A 22,581-nucleotide genomic window follows, 5' to 3' on the forward strand; every position below is an offset into this window, starting at 1 on the left:
CAGGCATGAACACCCTTACCTGTACTGCGTTGCGGGCCGGGGTGAGGGGACGCGCTCGCGCCTCGCCAGCACGCCGGGCCGGCTTAGCGGCTACCTGCCGGTGGGGGGGGAGAAGCGAGAGAGCACGAGCGGTGGGAACGCGACCCCCATGCGCAGGTCCGGGCCGGTGGTGCGAGGGGGCGCGCTCCCGTCTCGCCAGCACGCCGCGTCGGCTCAGCGGCCGACCCCGGGTGGAGGGCACAGCCTCCAGAGGGCGGGGTCGGCAGCACGGCGGGTGGGGTGCCAGGGGGGTGGGTGGGTCGGAGAAGTGTGACACTTTCGCCAGGACTGTCACACTTCTGCGGACCAGGTACCCCGCACCCCGGGAAGGTCCGGTCGGCAGCCGACAGTCGGCACGGTCGGCAGTCGGTCAGGAGCCGGGGCCCGGGGTTCTGGGTCCAAGGCCAGGGCTGGGGCCCAGGGCCAGGGTCTTCCTCCACGCCCGCGACCCAGCCCCGCCCCGATCTACCCACAGCCCACGGCCCGCACTCCACGGCCCACGACTGCAGACTCCCCCCAGCAGTGCTCACTACCCGTAGCCCATCGCCCATCCCGTCGCCCGTGGGCCGTTGCCTATGGCTCAAGTCCCCACCGGCCGCCAGCCGCTAAGCCCACCCGGCGTGCAGGCGAGACGCGAACGCGCCTCCCTCACCCCGGCCGACAACGCAGTACAGGCAAGGGGATGTGTGCCTGGCCACCCGTTCTTCCGGGCTGCTCGCTCGCTTCTCAAACGGGCTGGAGCGGGCCGAGTCAAGGGTGGAGCGGAGCGAAATCGGCGTAGCCGACGCGACCGCAGGGAGCGCCCTTTACTCGGGCCGCGGAAGCCCGACACTCACAAAGAAGCGAGTGGCCCAACGGTCAGTACACAACTCAGGGCCAGAGCAACTCCCTCGACCAGCCCCGCTCCCCCCGGACATAGCTCAGGCGCACGTGTCGTCGTAGCGCATCGCCCTGGAAGAACTCGACCTCGTCGGGGAACACGCGGTACAGGGTCCAGGACGGGGCGGGGGTCTTCGGTTCCCGTTGGGCCAGTTCCCACGCCTCTTCCGATGCCTGCGTCAACTCGGCCAGGGACGACAGGACTTCGCTCTGGTGACCCGTCAGCGCTGCCGCCAACGCTCCCGTCGAGTGCGCGTGCAGGTCCGCCTGGGATTCGGTCGGGGTCGCCGGGGTGACGGGGCCTCGTAGGCGGACCTGTCGGCCGAGGCGGGGCCAGTAGAAGGCGAGGGCGGCGTAGGCGAAGCCCTTCAGCTGGTGGCCTTTGCGGCTCGTGGAGTGGGTCGCGAAGGACCAGCCCTCCTCGTCCGCGCCGTGCAGCATCACCATCCGTACGTCGGGGAGGCCGCCGCCCTCTGTCGCCGGGTCGCCGTCCCGCGTCGCCAGTGACATCACGTGTGGTTCGGTCTCCCCCGCCGCCACCGCCTCCGCGAACCAGGTGGTGAAGAGAGGGAGGGGGGTGTCCGGTGTTGCGGTCGGGTTCAAGGGTGGGAGCTTGGTCAGCTCTGGGGCCCATACCCGTAGTGACTTCAGTAGCTCGTGGAGATCCGTTCCCGGTGCCGTTCCCATGGTCGAGTATCACCTCGGCGTCGGGTCGGACCGGAAGTCGTAGCCCGCGAAGTCCTCCACCGGGCGGTAGCCGATGCGCTGGTACAGGGCGTTGGTCGTGGGGTTGGCCAGGTCCGTGAACAGGAGTACCTCCTCCGCGCCCACCGCCCTCGCCATGCTGCTGACCTCCGCCGTCACCGCGCCCGCGTAGCCCCGGCCCCTGAGGTCCGCCGGGGTGTAGACGGGGGCCACCCTGACCTGGCCGGCCACCTTCGGTGTGATCCCGGCCATGGACACCGGCGTACCGTCCGGGACTTCCCAGAGCGTGATCCCGCCGTACGCGATCCGGGAGTCGGCCCACTCGCCGGGGTCCTGCGAGGTGGCGCTCTCGCCGATCGCCTCGTGGAACTCGGCGTACCAGCGCATGAGTTGTTCGCGGTCCTTTGCTGTCGCGACTCTCGGGCTGCCCGGCGGAGAGGGTTCCGGGGTCGTCAACTCGCCCAGGCGGTACAGGCGTTGGCGTCCATGGAGTTCGGGGGTGGCGCCCGTTCGTCCTGCCCATGCCTCCGCGAACGTCGATGCCGTGTCCCGTTCGGCCATGACTCCCGGCAACTCGTCGCCGCGCAAAGCCAATTGGGCCACCAGCTCCGTGGCCTCCTCGGCCGTGAGCGGTGTCAGCATCAGGCGGCCGGGAGGGGTGCGGAAGAAGGTGGCCCGTACTTCGCCGTCTCGTTCCAGTGTGCCGAACACCGGGTCGCCCTCGCCGTACACACGCAGCCCTCGGCCGCGCAGCGCCGTCGTCACCGTCAGGTGGATCGTGTGCAGGGCGGGGCGGGAGCGCAGGAACTCCCCTGCCCGGGTGAGGAATTGGTCCAGGTCCTCGGTGATGTGCCAGTCGGCGGCCGTCACAGCTGCACCTCCGGGTCCGTCGCCACGCGTCCGTGCAGGTGTACGTCACGGAACGCGTCCTGGCGGCCCGCCTCGAACATCGCCCCACGCAGCGTCCCCTCGGCCGGGAAGCCGCAGCGTTCGGCGATACGGCAGGACGCGTCGTGGCCGAGGGCGTGGCCCAGTTCGAGGCGGTGCAGGCCCAGGTCGGTCAGGGCCCAGTGGGCGGCGAGGACGAGGGCGCGGGTCGCGACGCCGCGGCCGCGGGCCTCGGGGAGGATCCAGTAGCCGACGCGGGCGACGCGGATGACGTGGTCGATGTCGTTGACGCCGATGTGCCCGAGCGTCGTACCGTCGGCCGCGTCCGTGACGCAGAACGACGCGCTGACCCCGTCCGCCGCACTCTCGGCGCGGGAGCGCAGCGAGTCGCGGGCGCTGGTGACGTCCGTGACCGGCCGCAGTGGAGTGTTCCAGCGTTGGAACTCGGGGTCGGACACTCCATGCAGCCAGTCCGTCACATCGCTGTCGGCGTCCGCGTCCCAGGGGCGCAGCCGGAGTCCGTGACCGTTCAGCTCGGGGAAGGGGTGCTGGAGCGACCGCTCGCGTATGTGGGCCATCGCGCCATTGAATCAAGCGTTACGCGCACCGGATACGTCATTTTCCCTCGGCCCGAACACCGGCACCCCGTCCCGGAACGCCACCTCGACCGCCATCCCCGCGCGCAGTTCGGCAGGCCCGGCCCGCACGATCTCCGTCATCATGCGCGGGCCCTCCGCCAGATCGACCACCGCCGCTACGTACGGCACCCGCTCCCCGAAGGGCGGCAGGTCGTTGCGGTGGACGACGGACCAGGTGTAGAGCGTGGCGTGGCCGCTCGCGGGTTCCCAGGTGACGTGCTCGCTCCAGCAGTGGGGGCAGAACTCGCGGGGGTAGTGGTGGGCCCGGCCGCAGTCCGCGCAGCGGCGGAGGAGCAGGCGGCCCTGTGCCGCGGCCTCCCAGTAGGGGCGGGTGAACGCGTCGGGCTCGGGGAGGTCGTACCGCGGGGCACCGTCGGCCATCAGGATCGCTCCAGCGCGTCGCTCATCAGAACCACCCCAGTGCCGCGTCCACCGACCACACCTGCCAGGACATCGCGAACAGGGCCACCAGCGAGATGAGCGCCATCATCGCGTTCTGCCCCTGCTCCGCCCAGTCGTGGATCATGAGCGTGAAGTAGAGGACGTTGAGGAGCAGGCCCCCGACGAGGGCTGCCGGGGTGAGGAACCCCGCGACCAGGCCCAGGCCGACCGCCAACTCGGCGTAGACGACGACGTACGCCATCGTGCGCGGGCGCGGCGCGACCATCACGTCGAAGCCCGAACGGACCGCGGTCCAGCGGTGTTTGGCGGCGACATCGGCCGCCCAGGCGATACCCGTGCCGCGCTCGAACCAGGCCTTCTTGTCCTTGTGCCGCCAGCTCTCCAGCCACCACAGCCCGAGTCCTATGCGGAGGACGGCGAGCCAGTCCGCTCCGCTGAGCCAGATCGCATCCATGAATCTGACGGTACGTCAGAAGCTGAAGAAAGCCGAGAGGGGGCCATGAAAATCCTGTGTACCGGCCGTGCCGCTGTGGGTCCGCCATGAATCCCGGCAGATTGTTGACGATTTTGTTCGACGCCGATTACGTTCACAAACGCAAGGTCAGGGAGCGGTCAGGAAGACGCGGTCCGGAAAACGAGAGGCAGCACGGTGAAGCACAGGGCAGTGAAGCGCAGGACGGTAGTCATGGGCATCGGCGCGACCGCCGGTGTCGCGGCGGTCGGCGGCATCGCGCTCAGCGCGAACGCGAGCAGCTCGAAATCGTCGTCGCCATCGTCCTCGTCTTCCTCGGACACCCTGGTCTTCGACCCGGACGCCTACACGAAGCTGACGAAGACCGTCACGGACACCGCGGGTACGAAGCACACGGTCGTCTACCACTTCTGGAAGGCGATCACCTACGTCGCCAACCCGGTCGACGCCACCTACCAGTCCCTGATCGTCAGCTCCCCGGTGGAGATCGACGGCAAGGCGGTCGACGCGAGCAACGCCCCGATCCTGCTCGCCAACTCCATCGGCGGCTACCTCCCCGCCTCCGTGGCGACCGCCACCGAGGTCGGCGGCGGCGGTTCGGCGATGGGCGGCGGCGCGGCCCCGTCCGGTGCCCCCAGCTCCGCCGCCTCGGCCTCGGCCTCCGCGAGCGCCGCCGCCCCCGGCGCCAACGGCAACACCAACGCCACCGGCGGCGCCACCTCCAGCAACCAGCTCCTCGCGCTGGCCGCCGGCTACGTCGTCATCGAGCCCGGCGCCCGCGGTCGTACCCTCAAGAACTCCAGCGGCGAGTACTACGGCACCGCCCCGACCGCGATCGTCGACCTCAAGGCCGCGGTCCGGTACGTGAAGTCCAACAAGGGGCGCATCCCCGGCAACGTCGAGCGGATCGTCTCCGCGGGGACCAGTGCGGGCGGCGCGCTGTCGTCCCTGCTGGGCGCGTCCGGTGACAGCCCGATCTACGACAAGTACCTCAAGGAGCTGGGCGCGGCCGACGCCTCCGACGCGATCTTCGCGACCGGCGCCTGGTGCCCGATCACCGACCTGGAGCACGCCGACGGCGCCTACGAGTGGAACTGGGGCGGCAACGACCTCAGCACCGGCAAGGCGGTCGACCAGACGGTCTCCAAGGCGTTGCAGGCGCAGTTCGCCGAGTACCAGGCCGGCCTGAAGCTGCGCGGCCTCGGCGGCTTCGGTCCGCTGAACGCCCGCAACCTCGACGAGTACATGGTCGAGCAGTACCTGGAGCCGTCGGCGACCACGTACCTCGCCGCCCTCTCGGACTCCGCCCGCGCGACCTACCTGAAGGCCAACACCTTCATCACCTGGTCCGGCGGCAAGGCCACCTTCACCTGGGCCGACTTCCTCACCCACGTCGGCGCCCGCAAGAAGGACGCCCCCGCCTTCGACGCCTTCGACCTGTCGGCCGGTGAGAACAACGAGTTCGGCACGGGCAAGACGCTGGCCCGCCACTTCACGGCGTACGGCGCGAAGAACGACTCAACGGGCCTGAGCAGCAAGCGGGTTCCGAGCGACATCCCCGCCAAGCTCGACCTGATGAACCCGATGTACCACCTGGTCGAGAAGGTCAACCCGAACCGTTCCAAGCACTGGTGGATCCGCCTCGGCACCAAGGACTCGGACACCTCGCTGACGGTCGCCGCCAACCTCGCCGCCCGCCTCGACAACCTGGGCGACGACGTCAACCACATCTACTACTGGGACGAGGGCCACGGCGCCAACACCGACCCGGGCGACTTCATCACGTGGATCGCCCAGGTGACGGGCCACAAGGCCAAGCGCCGGTAAGCCACCCTCCCCTCAGCCGCGGCACCGGTTTCCCGTCATACATTCCGGTCGCCGCCTCACGACGCCGAGCCCCTTCGCGCACGACGCGGGCTCGGCGTCGTGGCTTTTCCCAGAGCCCTCACACACCAGAGGACCTACGCCACCCACCTCACCCACTCCTCCACACCCGTGATCGATCCGCAACCAATTCCGGGCTTGACCGAGACCCATCAACGTGGGACGTGATTACGCTCGCGCTCATGGCCGACTCCACAGCGACCCCGAACCCCGCGGCGCACAACCACGCAGACCGCCCCGTGTACGTCATCGGCGGCGGCCCCGGCGGTCTCGCCGCCGCGTACGCGCTGCGCGCGCAGGGCATCCGTGCCGTCGTACTGGAGAAGTCGGACCGGGTCGGAGCGTCCTGGCGCAGGCACTACGACCGCCTGCACCTGCACACCACCCGGCGCCTGTCGGGGCTGCCCGGGCTCACGATGCCGCGCCGGTTCGGGCGCTGGGTCTCGCGGGACGACGTGGTGCGCTATCTGGAGAAGTACGCCGAGGTCCACGAGCTGGAGATCGTCACCGGCGTCGAGGTCTCCCGCGTCGAACGCTCGGCGGACGGCACCGGCTGGCTGCTGCACGCCACCGGCGGCCGTGAACTCACCGGCCGCGCGGTCGTCATCGCCACCGGCACCAACCACACCCCCCGCATCCCCGACTGGCCCGGCCGCGACACCTACACCGGCGACCTCCTGCACGCCGCCGACTACCGCAACGCCCAGCCCTACGCCGGCCGGGACGTCCTGGTCGTCGGCATCGGCAACACGGGCGCGGAGATCGCCGTCGACCTGGTGGAGGGCGGAGCATCGCGCGTCCGCCTCTCCGTCCGCACGGCCCCGCACATCCTGCGGCGCTCGACCGCGGGCTGGGCGGCCCAGTACACCGGCGTTCTCGTACGACGGCTGCCGGTCGGCCTCGTCGACCGGCTCGCGGGGCCGGTGTCCAAGGTCAGCGTGCCGGACCTGGCGGCGCAGGGGCTGCCGCGCCCCGACACCGGGCTGTACAGCCGGGTCAAGGAGGGCTCGATCCCGGTCCAGGACGTCGGTCTCATCGACGCCGTGCGCAAGGGACGGGTCGAGATCGTGCCGGCAGTGGAGAGCTTCGAGGACGGCAAGGTGGTCCTCGCCGGCGGCGACCGCATCGGGCCGGACGTGGTGATCGCGGCCACGGGCTACGTCCGCTCCCTGGAGCAACTCGTCGGCCACCTGGGCGTGTTGGACGCCCGCGGCAAGCCGGTCGTGAACGGGGCCCGCACCCCGAAGGACGCGCCCGGCCTGTACTTCACCGGGTTCACCAACCCCATCAGCGGGATGCTCCGCGAGCTGGCCATCGACGCGGAGAAGATCGCGAAGGCGCTCGCCAAGTCCGTCCGCAAAAGTGCCGTGAGCTAGGGTCCGTCCGTTCTTTGCGTGCACGACAGTTCCTGACGCTGTGTCAGTTCAGTAATCTGACAGTGCGTCAGTTGATTATGCCGTCACACAGGAGCGGGGCGGACCGATGCTTGGATCAACCCACGGCACCCTCACCACCGACTCCCGCCGGGCCCGGGTCATCGCCTGCGGTGAGCAACCCGGCCCCGCCGTCCACGGCAGGCCCGCCGACGTCGACGATCTCGACGTCAGCGGGCGGCCGTTGTACGCGGGCGTACCCGACCTGGACCGTTTCTTCCGCCCCGAGTCGGTCGCCGTGATCGGCGCCTCGGACGCGGAGGGCCGCCCGAACACCGGCATCACCCGCCAACTCATGGCCTGGGCGGAGCGGGTGGGGGCCCGCCTCCACCCGGTGCACCCCACCCGCGCGACGGTCTTCGACGTCCCCTGCTTCCCCTCCATCGCCGACCTCCCCGAACAGGTCGACCTGGCCGTGGTGTTGGTGGCCGACCCGCTCCCCGTGATCGAGCAACTCGCCGAGGCGAAGGTGAGGTTCGCGGTCGCCTTCGCGTCCGGCTTCGCGGAGACGGGCGAGGCGGGCGCCCTGGCACAGGCCCAACTCGCCGCCGCCGTAGGCCGATCCGGCCTCCGCCTCCTCGGCCCGAACACCAACCTCAACGCCTTCGAGAACTTCCGTGAGGACCTGGAAGGCCCCGCGATCGCCCTCATCACCCAGTCCGGCCACCAGGGCCGCCCGGTCTTCGCCCTCCAGGAACTCGGCATCCGCCTCTCCCACTGGGCCCCCACCGGCAACGAAGCCGACCTGGAGACAGCCGACTTCATCTCCTACTTCGCCGAACGCCCCGAAGTAGGCGCCATCGCCTGCTACGTCGAGGGCCTCAAGGACGGCCGCTCCTTCCTCCTCGCCGCCGACCGCGCCGCCCGCCGCAAGGTCCCGGTGGTCGCGGTGAAGGTCGGCCGCACGGAGACCGGCGCCCGTACAGCCGCCTCCCACACCGGCAAACTCACCGGCGCGGACACGGTGGTGGACGCGGCGATGCGCCAGTACGGCGTGATCCGCGTCGACGGCCTGGACGAACTCCAGGACACGGCGGCCCTGTTGGCGCGCGCGAAGCCTCCGGTGGCCGAGGGCGTGGTCGTGTACTCGATCTCCGGCGGCACGGGCGCCCACTTCGCCGACCTGGCGAGCGAGGCGGGGCTGCGGCTCCCGCAGCTGTCGGACGCGAAACAGTCCCAACTCCACGAGTGGATACCGCCGTACCTGAGCGTGGCGAACCCGGTCGACAACGGCGGTCACCCGGTGGGCGATTGGCGCGGCCGGAAGATCATCGACGCGATCCTCGACGACCCGGAGGTAGGGGTACTGGTCTGCCCGATCACGGGCCCGTTCCCGCCACTGAGCGACAAGCTGGTGGAGGACCTGGTGGCCGCGGCGGAGGAGACCGACAAGCTGGTGTGCGTGGTGTGGGGCTCACCGGTGGGAACGGAACCGGCGTACCGCGAGCGGCTGTTGGGCTCGTCGAGGGTGGCGACGTTCCGCACGGTGGGGAACTGCATCACAGCCCTCCACGCCTACTTCTCCCACCACCGCTTCGTCCGCGCCTACCACTCCCCCTTCGACGAGGCCCCCCGCACCGTCTCCCCCTCCTTCCGCAAGGCCGAGGCCCTGATGCGCCCGGGCCAGCAGCTGAGCGAGCACGCGGCGAAACAACTCCTGCGGGCCTACGGCATCCGGGTCCCCCGCGAGCAGTTGGTGACCAGCGCGGCAGCGGCCGTACGGGCGGCGGGGCTGGTGGGCTACCCGGTGGTGATGAAGGCGTCCGGCGCGCAGATCGCGCACAAGACGGAACTCGGCCTGGTGAAGGTGGGCCTGACCTCGGCGAGCCAAGTCCGGGACGCGTACCGCGAGTTGACGGACATCGCGCGCTACGAGGACGTGACCCTGGACGGTGTGCTGGTGTGCCAGATGGTCGAACGGGGCGTCGAGATGGTGGTGGGCGTCACGCAGGACGAGCTGTTCGGCCCGACGGTGACGGTGGGGCTGGGCGGGGTGCTGGTGGAGGTCCTGCGGGACGCGGCGGTACGGGTGCCGCCGTTCGGCGAGGAGGCGGCGCGGGACATGCTCGGCGAGTTGCGCGGGCGGCCGTTGCTGGACGGGGTACGGGGACGCCCCCCGGCCGACCTGGACGCGCTGGTGGAGGTGATCCTGCGGGTACAGCGCATGGCCCTCGAACTGGGCGATGTGCTCTCGGAGTTGGACATCAACCCGCTGATGGTGCTGCCCAGGGGGCAGGGCGCGGTGGCGTTGGACGCGTTGGCGGTGTGCCGATGAGTGATCCGACGACTGATGCGACGGTTGAGGTCACGCACACGATCGCGGGCGGCGTCGCGTACCTCACCCTCAACCGCCCCGAGGCACTGAACGCGATCACCCAGGCCCAACGGGACCGCCTGATAACCCTGTTGGGAGAGGCATCGGCGGACCCATCGGTACGGGCCGTGGTCCTGACCGGCACCGGCCGCGGCTTCTGCGCGGGCGCGGACCTGCGGGGCGGTGGAACTTCAGCCGGTGACGAACGGGTGGCCGGAGACGTGGCCCGCGTGATCCGCATGGGCGCACAACGCCTGATCGCCGCCGTCCTGGACTGCGAGAAACCGGTGATCGCGGCAGTCAACGGCACGGCGGCCGGCCTCGGCGCCCACCTGGCCCTGGCCTGCGATCTCGTACTGGCCGCGGAGTCGGCGAGGTTCATCGAGGTGTTCGTACGGCGCGGTCTGGTACCGGACGGCGGCGGCGCGTATCTGCTGCCCCGCCTGCTCGGCCCGCAGCGCGCGAAGGAGCTGATGTTCTTCGGCGACGCGGTGAGCGCGGTGGACGCGGAACGACTGGGCCTGGTCAACAGGGTCGTACCGGACGGGGAGTTGGAGAAGACGGCCCGGGAATGGGCGGAACGCCTTGCCAGCGGCCCGACCCGCGCCCTCGCCCTCACCAAGCAGCTCGTCAACGCGTCCTTGGACAGCGACCGGGCGACCGCGTTCGCGGCGGAGGCCGCGGCGCAGGAGATCAACATGACGACGGAGGACGCGCGGGAGGGCGTGGCCGCTTTCGTGGAGCGAAGGAGCCCCGAGTACCGGGGGCGGTGACCCGGGGCGCCCGAGTCGCCGTCAGTCCAACAGGCCGTCGTAGTCCGGGAGTTTGTACGTGGTGTCGGCGTAGCCGCCCGAGAGGTCGGTCGTGTTGTTGCCGATGTTGGCGATGATGTCGTAGCCGTTCGCCTCGATCGCCTCGCGCTGTGAGGTCTTGAAGTCGGCGATGGACTTGGTCAGCAGCTCTGCGACCGTGCGGGCGTAGAGGCCGTCGACCGTGTAACCGACCTTCTTCAGGTTGGACTTGGTGACCGCGTTGAAGAGGTTGCTGCGGGCGCTGACGAAGAACACGCTGATGCCCTTGGCGTGCGCGTCCTGGGCGAGGGCGAGGACCGGCGGGGTGGCGGGGACCGTGATGCCGCCCTCGAAGTAGGTCTCCAGCGAGGTGTTGTCGATGTCGAGCACGATCGCCTGCTTGGCGCCGGAGGTGTTGGCGGCGGCGCGGGAGTCGATGTAGGTCTGCGCGGGGCCGGTGACGGCGGCGACGTCGGTCAGCCACTGGGACTCGGTCACGGTCGAGTCGGCGGCCTGCGCGGGCAGGGCGGCGGCGAGCGCGAGGGCGAGGCCGACCACGGCGGCCAGGGCGCCGCCGCGTGCGGTGAGACGGTTCATCGGGTGGGTGCTCCTCAGATCACGGCAGCCCACCGGCGGGGTACCGGGGGCGGTCGTTGCGCAACATTGCTGCCGGTGGGTGTGCGGGGAGTGACCCGGAGTGGTCCGTGCGGCGTCGTAACTGCCATGTTCTGACCGGGAGTCTGTGAATCGGCCGTCAGAACCCGCACGTCCCGCACCCCTTCCTATCTGATGGCCCGTCAGCTTCAATGGGTGGTGTGATGGGACACGCAGGGGCAGCAGCGGCCGCCGTCCGTTACCTCAGGTCGGCCGGAAGCGCTCCGGCCGCGCAGCCTGTCGAGGCGCTGCCGCGGCCGGAGCTTCGGTGCGTCACGGACGACGAGCGGGCACCGGTCGACCAGGGCGAGTTCCGGCGCGTGCTGGGCACGTTCGCGACCGGCGTGACCGTGATCACCGCCCCCGCGGCGGACGACGGGCCCGGCCCGGCCGGCTTCGCCTGCCAGTCCTTCTCCGCCCTCTCCCTCGACCCGCCCCTCGTCGTCTTCATGGTCGGCCGCACCTCCACGACCTGGCCCCGCATCGCCCGCGCCGGCGTCTTCTGCGTCAACGTACTCGCCGCGCACCAGGGCGAGTTGTGCCGCGGCTTCGCGGTGAGCGGCCGGGACAAGTTCGCGGACGTGCCGTACGACACCTCCCCCGTCTCCGGGTCCCCGCGCCTCACCGGCGCCGCGGCCTGGGTCGACTGCACGATCCACGCGGTGCACACCGGGGGCGACCATCTGATCGTGGTGGGGCGGGTGGACGGACTCGGCGTGACCGACGAGGGGGATGGGGCGCCGCTGCTGTTCCACCGGGGTCGCTTCCTCTGACCCTTCCAGGACCTCCGCCGGGACGGTGGTGTGTCAGATCACCGCGAGCCGGTCCACCAGCAACTCCACCCGCCGCTCAGCGTCTTCCGGCGGCAGCCGCCCCGCCCGGGTCAGGGTGGCCAGCCCGTGCAGGGCCGCCCAGAACACCTCGGTGAACAGTCCCGGGTGGACACCTTCCCCAGCGACCTCGCCGAGGCTCTCCAGCAGGGCGGCGAACGCGTCCTTCAACGGCTCCGGGGTGTCCTCGCGCGCGAACGCCAGGCCGCCGTCGAGCTGGAACATCGCGTCGTAGACCGCCGGGTTGCGCGCGGCGAAGTCGAGGTAGGCGCGGGCCAGGGCGGTGACCCGGGCGCGAGAGCCGTCCGCGGCGGGCGTCGAGGCGGAGGTCGCAGCGGACGTCGCGGCGGAGGCTGTAGCAGAGGTCGCAGCGGAGGTCGCGGCCCGCAGCGCCGTTGCCATCTCGGCGGCGCCTTCGAGAGCCACCGCGCCGATGATCTCGCGCTTGCCGCGGAAGTGGCTGTAGAGGACGGGCTGGCTGTACTCGATGCGCTCGGCGAGCCGGCGGGTGGTGACCGCGTCCCAGCCCTGCTGCTCGGCGAGTTCGCGGGCCGTCGCCACGATGAGGCGCTCGCGGCCCGCCCGTTCGCGCTCCTTGCGTTCCTGTACCGACATGACTCGATCCTAGCACCGCTAGACAATCGAGCGGCAGTAGGTCTAGCGTTGACTCGCCAGCTAGCAACGCTAGATCCTGGGAGGGGCATCATGCTCAACGCACTTGAGGTCTTCACCACCGTGGTCGTCGGCCTGATGGTGGGGGTGGAGTTCTCCGTCGCCTTCGTCATGAACCGGATCTTCAACGCCCTCCCCGAGGACAGTGGCCAACTCGGCCGCGCCCACGGGGGCCGCATGCTCGGCGCCGTGATGCCGTTCTGGTACATCGGCTCGCTCGCGCTGAGCGCGGTCTGGGCCGTCGCCGCATGGCACCACCCCGGCACCGGCCTCGTCGTCACCGCCGCCGCGCTGCTGATCGTGAGCGTGATCATGTCGATCCTGCTGCTCGTCCCGATCAACAACCGGGGCAAGACGTGGACCCCCGAGAACCGGCCCGCGGACTGGAAGGAGCAGATGAACCGCTGGGACCGCTTCCACTACGTCCGCGTCGCCGTCATCGTCACCGCCTTCACCCTGCTGGCCGCCGCCCTCGCGTGAACCACCGCACCACACCTCCTGGCCCGCGGATCCACGGCACAGGTCGCGTAGCCGGAGGAACGGCCAGCAGGACAGCAGGTCAGCAGGGCCAGTAGGCCAGAGACTGACCTACCCCGCCCCTACCGTCGCCCCGACACCGGCAGCGACGAAGGGAACCCCCATGCCCCAGCTCCAGCACATCAACTCCGCGCCGACGGGCTACACCACCGTCGCCCCCTGGGTCGTCACCGACGACACCGGAGCCTTTCTCGACTTCGTCGCCGCGGCGTTCGGCGGGGAGGAGCTCGGGCGGGTGGTGACCGAGGGCGGGGCGATCGGGCACGGCGAGATCCGGGTCGGGGACACGGTCGTGCTGGCCTTCGACCGAAGCGCGGACTGGCCCGTCATGCCGAGCCTGCTCCGCGTGTTCGTGCCCGACGCGGACCAGGCGTTCGCCCGGGCCCTCGACGCCGGCGGCCGGGTCGTCACTCCCCTGGCGAACCACGCCTTCGGACAGCGCGGCGGCCGGATCAAGGACCCCTTCGGCAACATCTGGTGGGTGGTCGCCCACGTGGAGGACGTCCCCGAGGACGAGATGTGGCAGCGGCTCGGGCAACCCGAGTACGCCGAGGCCATGCGCCTCGCCCAGGAGACCTTCGACGCCGAACTCAGCGGCCGGGGGCGCGGACGCGGCAGCGCGCCCGTGCGGACGACGGTTCCTCCGAGCGCTCCTGAGTAACCCGCACGCCGATTCTGAGCCCACGTACTCATGAAGGTCCGCTCCACCTCCGACAGCCTTGCTCTCAGACCGATTCGAGCATTCGAGCATCTGCCCGGGGGACCTCAACCATGAGCAAGCGCACGCGAGTCGCCGTTCTCACATCCGTCCTGATATCCGCAGCCGGGCTGCTGTCCGCCTGCTCGTTCTCCACGGCGGACGCCATGTGCGGCGGGGGCGAGTACCCGGTCCTGGCCGTGGGCAGCACCGCGGGCGGCGCCTGCGTGAAGAACGGCGACACCCCGCCGAGCGGCTATGCGCGGTACCCGAAGGGGAAGGTGCCGCAGCACGTCGACGACAAGTGGGACACGTACTGGCAGACCCACACCGTGGACGCGAAGGGGAACATCACCTCCGCGCCGTAGCCGTCACGCCACCGCGACCGCACCCATCCGCGCGACCGGCCGCCGCCGGATCACCAACGCCATCAGCGCCGCCACCGCGCACAACGCCCCCGCCACGTACCAGACCATGTCGTACGACCCGAACGCGTCCCGTGCCACCCCGCCCAGGAAGGCGACCAGCGCCGCGCCGATCTGGTGCGAGGCGAGGACCCAGCCGAAGACGATCGCGCTGTCCTCGCCGTACTGCTCGCGGCACAGGGCGAGGGTCGGCGGGACCGTGGCGACCCAGTCGAGGCCGTAGAAGACGATGAAGAAGAGCATCGGCGGGTGGACCGTGGGGGCCAGCAGCATGGGGAGGAAGAGGAGGGAGATGCCGCGCAGGGCGTAGTACACGGCGAGCAGCCGGCGGGGTTCGAAGCGGTCGGTGAACCAGCCGGAGGCGATCGTGCCGACCACGTCGAAGACACCGATCACCGCGAGCAGCGAGGCCGCCGCCGTGATGGGCATGCCGTGGTCGTGGGCGGCGGGCACGAAGTGGGTCTGGATCAGACCGTTCGTGGACGCGCCACAGATCGCGAAGGTCCCGGCCAGCAGCCAGAACGGGCCCGTGCGCACCGCCTTGAGCAGCACCGAGACCGTACGGCGGGCCGCGCCCGTCACCGGTTCCGGCTTCGGTACGAACTCGGTCGAGCCGTACGGCTTCGCGCCCACGTCGGCCGGGTGGTCCCGCAGCAGCAACCACACGAAGGGGACGACGGCGAGCGCCGCGAGAGACACCGTCACCGCCGCCGGACGCCAACTGTGCTCCTCGACTATCCAGGACAGCAGCGGCAGGAAGATGAGTTGGCCTGACGCCGAGGCCGCCGTGAGGATGCCGGTGACCAGGCCCTTGCGTGCGGTGAACCAGCGGTTGGTGACCGTCGCCGCGAACGCGAGCGCCATCGAACCACTGCCAAGACCCACCAACAGGCCCCAGCACAGCAGCAGTTGCCACGGCGCCGTCATCCACACCGTCAGGCCGGACCCGAGCGCGATCACGGTCAGCGCGACCGCGACCACCCGCCGGATACCGAAGCGGTCCATCAGCGCCGCCGCGAAGGGGGCCGTCAGCCCGTACAACGCGAGGTTGATCGACGCCGCCGCCCCGATCGTGCCGCGCGACCAACCGAACTCCTGATGCAGCGGATCGACCAACAACCCGGGCAGCGAACGGAAGGCCGCCGCCCCGATGATCGTCACGAAGGTGACGCCGGCGACGAACCAGGCCCGGTGCAGTGACATCATGCGGCTCCGCCGCGGGCGAGTACGACGGCTACCGCTGCCGCTACCGCTGCCGCTGCCGCTGCCGCTGCCGCTACCGCTGCCGCTACCGCTGCGGCTACTGCGCTCGGGGCCGGGCTCCCCGGCGGTGCTGGGGCTGGTCGCGGCATCGGTTGTCTGCGTCACGTCAATGACCTTCCGGCATCCCGCCCCTCACGGGCCACTGGCCCGAAGGACAGCATTCGCTAGGATCGGGCCATACAATCGAGCCATGGCCACAGCCACCACCGACGGTTTCCGCCCGCACCGCGTCGTCGTCCTCGCCCTCGACGGCCTCCTCCCCTTCGAGCTGGGCATCCCGCACCGCATCTTCGGCCGCCCCAGGGACGCCGAGGGGCGGCTGCTGTACGAGGTCGTCACCTGCTCGGTCCGCCCGCCCGGCCCGGTCGACACCGACGCCGACTTCGCCATCCACGTCCCGAACGGCCCGGAGGCCCTGGCCACCGCCGACACCGTGATCGTCCCGGCGTCGTACGAACTCGGCCCGGTCTTCGAGGACGGCGTCCTCACCCCCGAACTCACCGCCGCCCTCGCCCACATCCGCCCCGGCACCCGCCTCGCCTCCATCTGCACCGGCGTCTACGTCCTCGCCGCCGCCGGCCTCCTCGACGGCCGCCCCGCCACCACGCACTGGGCGGACGCCGAGCGCTTCCAGGAACTGTTCCCGCAGATCGAGGTCGACGCCGACGTCCTGTTCATCGACGACGGCGACGTCCTCACCTCCGCCGGTGTCGCCGCCGGCATCGACCTGTGCCTGCACATGGTCCGCCGCGACCACGGCACGGCGGTCGCCAACGACGTCGCCCGCCGCACGGTCGTACCGCCCCACCGCGACGGCGGCCAGGCGCAGTACATCCACCGCCCGGTCCCCGACCCCCAGGTGGCGACCACGACCGCCGCCCGCACCTGGGCGCTGGCCCGCCTCCACGAACCCCTCCAACTCCGGGACATGGCCGAGCAGGAGGCGATGTCCGTCCGCACCTTCACCCGCCGCTTCCGCGAGGAGGTCGGCATCAGCCCCGGCCAGTGGCTCACCCAGCAACGCGTCGAACGAGCCCGCCACCTCCTCGAATCCACCGACCTCTCCATGGACCAGGTCGCCACGGACTCCGGCTTCGGCACAGCCCAGTCAATGCGCCAGCATCTTCAAACGACCCTCGGCGTCACCCCGACCAGCTACCGCCGCACCTTCCGCACGGGAACATCGGGAGCAACGGGAGCAACGGGAGCAACGGGAGCAACGGGCACGGTAGACGCACTCGGCGCACTAGGCGCCCTGAACTGACCAAGCACCGCAGCTCACTTGGCACCCTCCACACCCGCCCCAGCTCCAGCCCCAACACCCCCTAGCTCTACGGCACCCCCACCACTCCCCTCCGCACACGCACCCCGTCTCGCCCGCCGCACCTCCCCCCACCACCCCACACCAGTCATCGCCACGGTCAGACACACCCCCGCCAGAATCGCCGTGGACGGCGCAGCCACCTTGAGCAAGGCGCCGGCCAGTGACCCCGTCGCCGCATACCCCACCCCCGACGCCGCGTACATCACGGAGTACCCCGCGGCCAGCGCGCCCGGCGGCAACACCTCGCGCAGGGACAGATTCCGGGTGAGCATCGCCCCCGACTGGAGCGTGCCGCCCATGACCAACGCGACCGCGATCCCCGCCGTGGCCGGTATCAGTGCGGCCAGCGCCACACACGCCGAGGTGCCGGCCATCAGCACCACACTCCGGGTGCGCAACAACCCCGGCCAGCCGCGCAGCCCGTAGACGAACGCGCCGAGCCCACCACCCACCGCCATCCCGGTCAGCAGGGGACCCGACCAGCCGACGCCGATGCCCCGCTGTTCGAGCAGGGCCGGGAGGACAAGCTCCGCCAGCCCGAGCAGGGCAAGGCTGGCCGCGCCGACGACGTACACCGGCCAGGCCCCGACCAGCACTCGGAGCAGCGGAGGCCCCTCCCCGCCACTCCCACTCTCCGCCCCCTCCGCCCCGCCCCCGCCCCACCGGGCGGGCAGCAGCCACAGCCCCCCGACCGACCACGCCATCAACCCCGCCGCGAGCAACAACGGCACCCTCGGCGCAACACCGAGCGCGAGCCCTGCCACCGCCGCCGGGGACACGGCCCACACGCCCGCCGTGAGTATCGACTCGACGGACAAGGCCTGCGCCACGGACCGCGCCGGGACCAACTCGCTGAGCAGCGTGCGCAGTCCACCCGTAGCCGCAGCCGGCGCGCCCCCGGCGACGAACGCGAACCCGGCGAGCACCGCGGGATGCGCCCCCGGAAACACCCCGAGCCCCAGAAACCCCACCGTCCCGACCGCGAGCCCGACGGCCAACTGGACCCGCGCCCGCTCCGGCCGCAACCGCATCCCGAGCACCGGCGCACCGCCGATCTCCCCCAGGACATAGGCCGCCGCGAGTATCGCGCCCAGTGAGTAGCCCCCCGGCCGCTCGCGCACCAGGAAGACCAGGGCCAGCGGCGCCATCGCCACCGGCATCCGGGCACCCACGGAGGTGCAGGCCCAGGCCAGGACCGGTCGGGAGACCACATCGCGGTAAGTCATGCCAAAACGCTACGGGCCGCGACTGACAACGCCCCACGAATTTCCCACGCCTGTGGATAACTCCAGCCATGCAACCGTCAAGCGCGCTCGCCGCCGCCGCCGCCGATGACGTCGACGTCGACGTCGACGATGATGACGTCGACGATGACGTCATCGTCGTCAGAACGTGAGAACCCCCCGCGCCACCCGCCCCGCCTCCGCGTCCCCCGCCGCCTTCTCGAAGTCCTCGACGGGATACGTCTCGGTCACCAACTCGTCGAGCAGCAACCGCCCTTCGCGATACAGCTGGGCATACAGGGCGATGTCCCGCTGCGGCCGGGACGACCCGTACCGGCACCCGAGGATCGACTTGTCCAAATACATGGACGAGACGAGGAAGGACGCCTCGGCGGTAGCCGGCGGCACCCCGAGCAACACGGCCTGCCCGTGCCGATCCAGCAGATCCACGGCCTGCCGGATCAACTCCACCCGCCCCACGCACTCAAACGCGTGATCGGCCCCGTTGGGCAGAATCTCCCGCACACCCTCGGCAGACGTAAGGAAGTGAGTGGCCCCGAACTCCCGAGCCACAGCCTCCTTCCCGGGATTCGCATCCACCGCGACAATCGTCAACGCCCCCGCGATCCGGGCCCCTTGAAGAACATTGAGCCCGATGCCACCCGTCCCGATGACGACGACACTGTCCCCAAGACCGACCCGCGCCCGATTGAGCACAGCACCGACCCCGGTCAACACCCCGCACCCGATGAGCGCGGCGGACGGCATCGGAATGTCCTTCGGAATCCGCACGGCCTGCACGGCCTTGACCACGGTCCGTTCGGCGAAGGCGGAGTTGGAAGCGAACTGGTACACCGACTGCCCGCCCCGCGTGAACGGCTGTCCCGGCCGCCCGATGGCCTGCCGGCACATGGTCGGCCGCCCCCGGTCGCACTCGGCGCAGGTACCGCAGTTGGCGAGCGTGGAAAGAGCCACATGATCCCCAGGCCCGACATGGGTGACACCCACACCCACGGCCTCCACCACGCCCGCACCCTCATGCCCCAGCACCACAGGAACGGGGAAAGGTATGGTCCCGTCCACCACAGACAAATCGCTGTGGCACAACCCGGCCGCCGAGATCGCTACCAACACCTCACCCGGCCCCGGCTCCCGCACCTCCAGATCGTCCACGACCTGGATCTGCTTGCCGTCGAAGACCACACCGCGCATCAGACGACCCCCTTGGGTTCCCTGGGCAGACCGAGCACCCGCTCGGCGATGATCGTGCGCTGAACCTGGTCAGAGCCGCCGTAGATCGTGTCGGCCCGCGAAAAGAGGAACAGGTGCTGGAACAGGTCGAGTTCGTACGACAGCGACGGCGTCCAGTCCACCGGCCCCACCGTCGCCGCGGCCCCGCGCACCTGCATCGCCAACTCCCCGAGCCGCTGATGCCACCCGCCCCACAACAGCTTGGCCACACTGGGCGCCCCCGCGTCCCCGGCCCGCCCGAGGGTCCGCAGGGCGTTCCACCGCATGGCCTTCAACTCGGCCCACTGCCGCACGAGTCGATCGCGCAGAACGGGATCGAGCACCGCCCCCGAAACAACGGCCGCCTCAACGACCCGCCCCAACTCACTCGCGAACCCGATCTGTTGGGCCAGGGTCGACACCCCCCGCTCGAATCCGAGCAGACTCATGGCGACCCGCCACCCCTCCCCCTCACCCCCGACCACATGCTCGGCACGCACGCGCGCCCCATCGAAGAACACCTCGTTGAACTCACTGGTCCCGGTCAACTGCCGTATGGGCCGCACCTCGACGCACCCCGGCTGATCCATCGACACCAGCAGAAAACTCAACCCCCGATGCCGCCGAGACCCCACCTCGGTCCGAGCCAACACAAAACACCAGTCGGCCTCATGGGCGAGCGAGGTCCATATCTTCTGCCCGGTGACCCGGTAGGTACCGTCCCCACCGTCCCGCACAGCAACAGTCCGCACCCCGGCAAGATCGGACCCGGCCCCCGGCTCGCTGTACCCCTGACACCAGAGTTCGTCCCCCGCAGCAATGGCGGGCAGAAACCGAGCCTTCTGCTCATCGCTCCCATGCGCAATGAGGGTAGGAGCAAGCAGATTCTCCCCAATGTGACCAGACCGCGGCGGCGCGTCCGACCGCGCATACTCCTCGGCCCAGGCGACCTGTTGGGTAAGGGTGGCCCGACGATTCCCATGACCGTCCTCCGACCAACCCATCCCGATCCACCCGGCTTTACCGAGAGCCCGCTCCCAACTACGCCGATCCTGCCCGGACTCGACATGCTCCGACAGCCAGTCCCGCACATCCGCCCGAAACGCTTCATCCGCGTCAGTGAATCCAAATTCCACAGGGCTCTCCTCACAACACCGGCCAGGTCAGCCACCTAAGGGGCGCGGGGAACTGCGCGACCAGCCCCAACGCACCCGCACCCGCCCCACAACCGAACCCCCCACCCCACTAGGCGTTAGGCCGCTCCCCACCCCGCGCAGCCCGCTCCATCTCCTGCAACCGAGAAAGCATCGGCATCGGATCCACCCCAACGGACCCCGGCAAGAACTCCGCGATCTTTTGAGCCGTCCAACCGCCGGAGGCATCCGCGTACGCAGCCCGCAACTCCCGCGGCTGCGCCCACACCGCGATCTTCGGCCCGGCAACGGTATAAACCTGCCCAGTAATCCCCTGCTCCCGAGCCGAGTCCGACAGCAGATAGACAACCAGCGCCGCAACATCCTCCGCCGACCCGATCTCCGCCAACTCCATAGGAACGTTCGCAGACATCCGCGTACGAGCAACAGGCGCCACCGCATTGGCGGTAACCCCATACTTGTTCAAGCCCAGCGCAGCGCTCCGCACCAGCGAAATAATCCCGCCCTTCGCCGCACTGTAATTGGCCTGAGAAACCGACCCTTGATGATTCCCACTGGTGAACCCGATCAGGGTCCCGCCCCGCTGCTTCCGCATCACAGCCGAAGCAGCCCGAAAAACAGTGAACGTCCCTTTCAGGTGAGTGGCGAGAACCGGGTCCCACTCCTCCTCGGACATATTGAAAAGCATCCGCTCCCGAAGAATCCCGGCAACGCACACCACCCCGTCGATCCGCCCGTACGAGGACACCGCCACATCGACAACCCGCTGCCCCCCAGCCATGGTCGAGATGTCATCGGCAACGGCAACCGCCTCCCCGCCCGCCGCCAAGATCTCCTTGACCACCCCCTCGGCGATCTCACTCGTGGGCGACACCCCGTCCATCGAGACGCCGTAGTCATTGACGACGACCCGCGCCCCCTCCGCGGCAGCCGCCAGCGCGACGGCCCGCCCGATCCCCCGCCCCGCCCCCGTCACGGCGATGACCTTGCCAGCCAAGAAGTTCCCCATGTCCGGCCCCTCCCGCGGTTTCTGACGGTCCGTTAGATTCGACTCAGATTCTACGACCCGCCAGATACCTGAGGACAAGCCCCGGGGAGGCCCCGATGTCACCGCAGCCGTCACCACCGGCACTCGGTCCGGAGTTCCACGCCATCGCCAAGCGCGTGAACAACTGGGGCCGTTGGGGTGCGGACGACGAGATCGGCACGCTGAACCTGATCACCGACGACGTGATCCGGGCCGCCGCCACCGAGATCCGCACCGGCCGCCGTATCCCGCTCGCCCTCCCCCTCCAACAGGACGGCGTGCAGGCGGGGTTGGTCCCCGGCCGGATCAACCCCGTGCACGCGATGGTGCAGATCAACCAGGAGCTCTTCGGCCCGGGAACGGTCGCGTGCAGCGACGACATCGTGACCATGGGGTTGCAGGCCGGCACCCACTGGGACGCGCTGACCCATGCCTCGCACTCCGGGAAGCTCTACAACGGCCGCCCGGCCGACACCGTGACCCCGCACGGCGGGGCGGAGTTCGCCGGGATCGACAAGGCGCGGCACATCGTCTCGCGCGGGGTCCTGCTGGACGTGGCGCGCGCGCGTGGCGTCGATCGCCTCGACGGCGGCCACGCGGTCACCCCTGAAGACCTCGAAGCGGCCGAGGAGTTCGCCGGTGCGCAGGTCCGCGCGGGCGACATCGTGCTCGTACGGACCGGGCAGGTGCAGGTGTATCTGGCCGGCGACAGGCACGGGTACGGCTATCCGTCACCGGGGCTGTCGGTCCGTACGCCGGAGTGGTTCCACGCGCGCGATGTCGCGGCGGTCGCCAACGACACCCTCACCTTTGAGGTGTTTCCGCCGGAAATAGATGACTTGTGGCTGCCGGTGCACGCTCTCGACCTGGTCGAAATGGGCATGTTGCAGGGCCAGAACTGGAATCTCGAAGAGTTGTCCACAGCCTGTGGACAAGAGAACCGCTACACGTTCTTCCTGTCGGCGATGCCCGAACCTTTCGTCGGCGCAACGGGAACCCCAGTAGCCCCTGTCGCCATCCTCTAGGGCAGTCCGGTTTTGACGAGGGCCGGACTTACGGTCGGATGGCGGCCCGCTGCTGCCCGCCCCGAGCACGGCACC

22 protein-coding genes are annotated in these 22,581 nt (G+C 70.2%); 10 read left to right on the forward strand and 12 right to left on the reverse strand.

All coding sequences use genetic code 11. From position 1 onward, the window contains the following. Nucleotides 1-909: 909 nt before the first annotated feature. The 5 genes from OG588_RS20965 to OG588_RS20985 are packed head-to-tail and all read right to left on the reverse strand — an operon-like array spanning nt 910 to nt 4,005. On the reverse strand, nt 910-1,605 hold the full coding sequence (locus OG588_RS20965) for a pyridoxal 5'-phosphate synthase (protein ID WP_405948630.1): 696 nt from the start codon (nt 1,603-1,605) through the stop codon (nt 910-912). 9 nt (nt 1,606-1,614) lie between these two features. Further along, nucleotides 1,615-2,493 carry a GNAT family N-acetyltransferase gene (locus OG588_RS20970; protein ID WP_405948631.1) on the reverse strand — a complete coding sequence of 293 codons (879 nt, stop codon included), beginning with the start codon at nt 2,491-2,493 and terminating at the stop codon, nt 1,615-1,617. Beyond that, nucleotides 2,490-3,089 (reverse strand): GNAT family N-acetyltransferase, encoded by a 600-nt coding sequence (locus OG588_RS20975; RefSeq protein ID WP_405948632.1) that lies wholly within the window; start codon nt 3,087-3,089, stop codon nt 2,490-2,492. Before OG588_RS20975 ends, OG588_RS20970 begins: the two co-directional genes overlap by 4 nt. A gap of 12 nt (nt 3,090-3,101) precedes the next feature. After that, nucleotides 3,102-3,530 carry a Zn-ribbon domain-containing OB-fold protein gene (locus OG588_RS20980; RefSeq protein WP_405948633.1) on the reverse strand — a complete coding sequence of 143 codons (429 nt, stop codon included), beginning with the start codon at nt 3,528-3,530 and terminating at the stop codon, nt 3,102-3,104. 25 nt (nt 3,531-3,555) lie between these two features. Further along, nucleotides 3,556-4,005 carry a hypothetical protein gene (locus OG588_RS20985; protein ID WP_019057364.1) on the reverse strand — a complete coding sequence of 150 codons (450 nt, stop codon included), beginning with the start codon at nt 4,003-4,005 and terminating at the stop codon, nt 3,556-3,558. Between the two features lie 231 nt (nt 4,006-4,236). Here OG588_RS20985 and OG588_RS20990 point away from each other — a divergent pair, with 231 nt between their 5' ends. The 4 genes from OG588_RS20990 to OG588_RS21005 all read left to right on the forward strand — a co-directional run bounded on the left by OG588_RS20990 (nt 4,237) and on the right by OG588_RS21005 (nt 10,427). Then, nucleotides 4,237-5,850, forward strand: coding sequence for a subtype B tannase (locus tag OG588_RS20990; protein WP_405948634.1), 1,614 nt, complete (start codon nt 4,237-4,239; stop codon nt 5,848-5,850). Nucleotides 5,851-6,089: 239 nt separating this feature from the next. After that, nucleotides 6,090-7,283, forward strand: coding sequence for a flavin-containing monooxygenase (locus tag OG588_RS20995; RefSeq protein ID WP_405948635.1), 1,194 nt, complete (start codon nt 6,090-6,092; stop codon nt 7,281-7,283). Between the two features lie 106 nt (nt 7,284-7,389). After that, on the forward strand, nt 7,390-9,615 hold the full coding sequence (locus tag OG588_RS21000; RefSeq protein WP_405948636.1) for an acetate--CoA ligase family protein: 2,226 nt from the start codon (nt 7,390-7,392) through the stop codon (nt 9,613-9,615). Next, a complete protein-coding gene (locus OG588_RS21005) occupies nt 9,612-10,427 on the forward strand; it encodes an enoyl-CoA hydratase/isomerase family protein (protein WP_405948637.1) in 816 nt (271 codons plus the stop codon). The genes OG588_RS21000 and OG588_RS21005 overlap by 4 nt, the downstream gene beginning before the upstream one ends. Nucleotides 10,428-10,448: 21 nt before the next feature. On the opposite strand, the gene OG588_RS21010 is transcribed toward OG588_RS21005, so the two are convergent. Next, nucleotides 10,449-11,042 (reverse strand): HAD family acid phosphatase, encoded by a 594-nt coding sequence (locus OG588_RS21010; RefSeq protein ID WP_405948638.1) that lies wholly within the window; start codon nt 11,040-11,042, stop codon nt 10,449-10,451. A 221-nt stretch (nt 11,043-11,263) separates the two neighbouring features. Here OG588_RS21010 and OG588_RS21015 point away from each other — a divergent pair, with 221 nt between their 5' ends. Next, nucleotides 11,264-11,872: a flavin reductase family protein gene (locus tag OG588_RS21015; protein ID WP_405948639.1), complete on the forward strand. Its 609-nt coding sequence runs from the start codon at nt 11,264-11,266 to the stop codon at nt 11,870-11,872. Between the two features lie 33 nt (nt 11,873-11,905). On the opposite strand, the gene OG588_RS21020 is transcribed toward OG588_RS21015, so the two are convergent. Continuing rightward, the gene (locus OG588_RS21020) at nt 11,906-12,544 is read right to left on the reverse strand and encodes a TetR/AcrR family transcriptional regulator (protein WP_405948640.1); all 639 of its coding nucleotides are present in this window, start codon (nt 12,542-12,544) and stop codon (nt 11,906-11,908) included. A 90-nt stretch (nt 12,545-12,634) separates the two neighbouring features. Between OG588_RS21020 and OG588_RS21025 the strand changes: the two genes are divergently transcribed. From OG588_RS21025 to OG588_RS21035, 3 genes are all read left to right on the forward strand, one after another. Then, the gene (locus OG588_RS21025) at nt 12,635-13,081 is read left to right on the forward strand and encodes an anthrone oxygenase family protein (protein ID WP_405948641.1); all 447 of its coding nucleotides are present in this window, start codon (nt 12,635-12,637) and stop codon (nt 13,079-13,081) included. 160 nt (nt 13,082-13,241) lie between these two features. After that, nucleotides 13,242-13,799 (forward strand): VOC family protein, encoded by a 558-nt coding sequence (locus OG588_RS21030; RefSeq protein ID WP_405948642.1) that lies wholly within the window; start codon nt 13,242-13,244, stop codon nt 13,797-13,799. A gap of 110 nt (nt 13,800-13,909) precedes the next feature. Further along, complete coding sequence (locus tag OG588_RS21035; RefSeq protein ID WP_405948643.1) at nt 13,910-14,203, forward strand: SCO0607 family lipoprotein; 294 nt, start codon at nt 13,910-13,912, stop codon at nt 14,201-14,203. A gap of 3 nt (nt 14,204-14,206) precedes the next feature. Here OG588_RS21035 and OG588_RS21040 read toward each other — a convergent pair whose 3' ends face one another. Next, nucleotides 14,207-15,466, reverse strand: coding sequence for an MFS transporter (locus OG588_RS21040; RefSeq protein WP_405953175.1), 1,260 nt, complete (start codon nt 15,464-15,466; stop codon nt 14,207-14,209). Nucleotides 15,467-15,713: 247 nt separating this feature from the next. Between OG588_RS21040 and OG588_RS21045 the strand changes: the two genes are divergently transcribed. Then, on the forward strand, nt 15,714-16,787 hold the full coding sequence (locus tag OG588_RS21045) for a GlxA family transcriptional regulator (protein WP_405948644.1): 1,074 nt from the start codon (nt 15,714-15,716) through the stop codon (nt 16,785-16,787). Between the two features lie 14 nt (nt 16,788-16,801). Here the strand turns inward: OG588_RS21045 and OG588_RS21050 are convergent, their stop codons facing one another. The 4 genes from OG588_RS21050 to OG588_RS21065 form a co-directional block, all read right to left on the reverse strand. Further along, the gene (locus OG588_RS21050; protein WP_405948645.1) at nt 16,802-18,073 is read right to left on the reverse strand and encodes an MFS transporter; all 1,272 of its coding nucleotides are present in this window, start codon (nt 18,071-18,073) and stop codon (nt 16,802-16,804) included. A 159-nt stretch (nt 18,074-18,232) separates the two neighbouring features. Next, on the reverse strand, nt 18,233-19,282 hold the full coding sequence (locus OG588_RS21055; RefSeq protein WP_405948646.1) for an alcohol dehydrogenase catalytic domain-containing protein: 1,050 nt from the start codon (nt 19,280-19,282) through the stop codon (nt 18,233-18,235). Then, nucleotides 19,282-20,436, reverse strand: a complete 1,155-nt coding sequence (locus OG588_RS21060) for an acyl-CoA dehydrogenase family protein (protein ID WP_405948647.1) — start codon at nt 20,434-20,436, stop codon at nt 19,282-19,284. The genes OG588_RS21055 and OG588_RS21060 overlap by 1 nt, the downstream gene beginning before the upstream one ends. Nucleotides 20,437-20,545: 109 nt before the next feature. Continuing rightward, nucleotides 20,546-21,463 (reverse strand): SDR family NAD(P)-dependent oxidoreductase, encoded by a 918-nt coding sequence (locus tag OG588_RS21065; protein WP_405948648.1) that lies wholly within the window; start codon nt 21,461-21,463, stop codon nt 20,546-20,548. Between the two features lie 95 nt (nt 21,464-21,558). Between OG588_RS21065 and OG588_RS21070 the strand changes: the two genes are divergently transcribed. After that, the gene (locus OG588_RS21070; RefSeq protein ID WP_405948649.1) at nt 21,559-22,506 is read left to right on the forward strand and encodes a cyclase family protein; all 948 of its coding nucleotides are present in this window, start codon (nt 21,559-21,561) and stop codon (nt 22,504-22,506) included. Nucleotides 22,507-22,581: the final 75 nt, after the last annotated feature.

Source organism: Streptomyces prunicolor, assembly GCF_045162825.1.
GTDB lineage: Bacteria > Actinomycetota > Actinomycetes > Streptomycetales > Streptomycetaceae > Streptomyces > Streptomyces prunicolor.

What these genes read in the sequence shown, in the direction of transcription:
- OG588_RS20990 (WP_405948634.1), top strand. Translation starts at nt 4,237, where the DNA reads ATGGGCATCGGCGCGACCGCCGGTGTCGCGGCGGTCGGCGGCATCGCG.
- OG588_RS21065 (WP_405948648.1), bottom strand. Translation starts at nt 21,463, where the DNA reads ATGGGGAACTTCTTGGCTGGCAAGGTCATCGCCGTGACGGGGGCGGGG.
- OG588_RS21020 (WP_405948640.1), bottom strand. Translation starts at nt 12,544, where the DNA reads ATGTCGGTACAGGAACGCAAGGAGCGCGAACGGGCGGGCCGCGAGCGC.
- OG588_RS21035 (WP_405948643.1), top strand. Translation starts at nt 13,910, where the DNA reads ATGAGCAAGCGCACGCGAGTCGCCGTTCTCACATCCGTCCTGATATCC.
- OG588_RS20980 (WP_405948633.1), bottom strand. Translation starts at nt 3,530, where the DNA reads ATGGCCGACGGTGCCCCGCGGTACGACCTCCCCGAGCCCGACGCGTTC.
- OG588_RS21000 (WP_405948636.1), top strand. Translation starts at nt 7,390, where the DNA reads ATGCTTGGATCAACCCACGGCACCCTCACCACCGACTCCCGCCGGGCC.
- OG588_RS21040 (WP_405953175.1), bottom strand. Translation starts at nt 15,466, where the DNA reads ATGATGTCACTGCACCGGGCCTGGTTCGTCGCCGGCGTCACCTTCGTG.
- OG588_RS20965 (WP_405948630.1), bottom strand. Translation starts at nt 1,605, where the DNA reads ATGGGAACGGCACCGGGAACGGATCTCCACGAGCTACTGAAGTCACTA.
- OG588_RS21050 (WP_405948645.1), bottom strand. Translation starts at nt 18,073, where the DNA reads ATGACTTACCGCGATGTGGTCTCCCGACCGGTCCTGGCCTGGGCCTGC.
- OG588_RS21070 (WP_405948649.1), top strand. Translation starts at nt 21,559, where the DNA reads ATGTCACCGCAGCCGTCACCACCGGCACTCGGTCCGGAGTTCCACGCC.
- OG588_RS20975 (WP_405948632.1), bottom strand. Translation starts at nt 3,089, where the DNA reads ATGGCCCACATACGCGAGCGGTCGCTCCAGCACCCCTTCCCCGAGCTG.
- OG588_RS21030 (WP_405948642.1), top strand. Translation starts at nt 13,242, where the DNA reads ATGCCCCAGCTCCAGCACATCAACTCCGCGCCGACGGGCTACACCACC.
- OG588_RS21015 (WP_405948639.1), top strand. Translation starts at nt 11,264, where the DNA reads ATGGGACACGCAGGGGCAGCAGCGGCCGCCGTCCGTTACCTCAGGTCG.
- OG588_RS21045 (WP_405948644.1), top strand. Translation starts at nt 15,714, where the DNA reads ATGGCCACAGCCACCACCGACGGTTTCCGCCCGCACCGCGTCGTCGTC.
- OG588_RS20995 (WP_405948635.1), top strand. Translation starts at nt 6,090, where the DNA reads ATGGCCGACTCCACAGCGACCCCGAACCCCGCGGCGCACAACCACGCA.
- OG588_RS20985 (WP_019057364.1), bottom strand. Translation starts at nt 4,005, where the DNA reads ATGGATGCGATCTGGCTCAGCGGAGCGGACTGGCTCGCCGTCCTCCGC.
- OG588_RS21055 (WP_405948646.1), bottom strand. Translation starts at nt 19,282, where the DNA reads ATGCGCGGTGTGGTCTTCGACGGCAAGCAGATCCAGGTCGTGGACGAT.
- OG588_RS21005 (WP_405948637.1), top strand. Translation starts at nt 9,612, where the DNA reads ATGAGTGATCCGACGACTGATGCGACGGTTGAGGTCACGCACACGATC.
- OG588_RS21010 (WP_405948638.1), bottom strand. Translation starts at nt 11,042, where the DNA reads ATGAACCGTCTCACCGCACGCGGCGGCGCCCTGGCCGCCGTGGTCGGC.
- OG588_RS21025 (WP_405948641.1), top strand. Translation starts at nt 12,635, where the DNA reads ATGCTCAACGCACTTGAGGTCTTCACCACCGTGGTCGTCGGCCTGATG.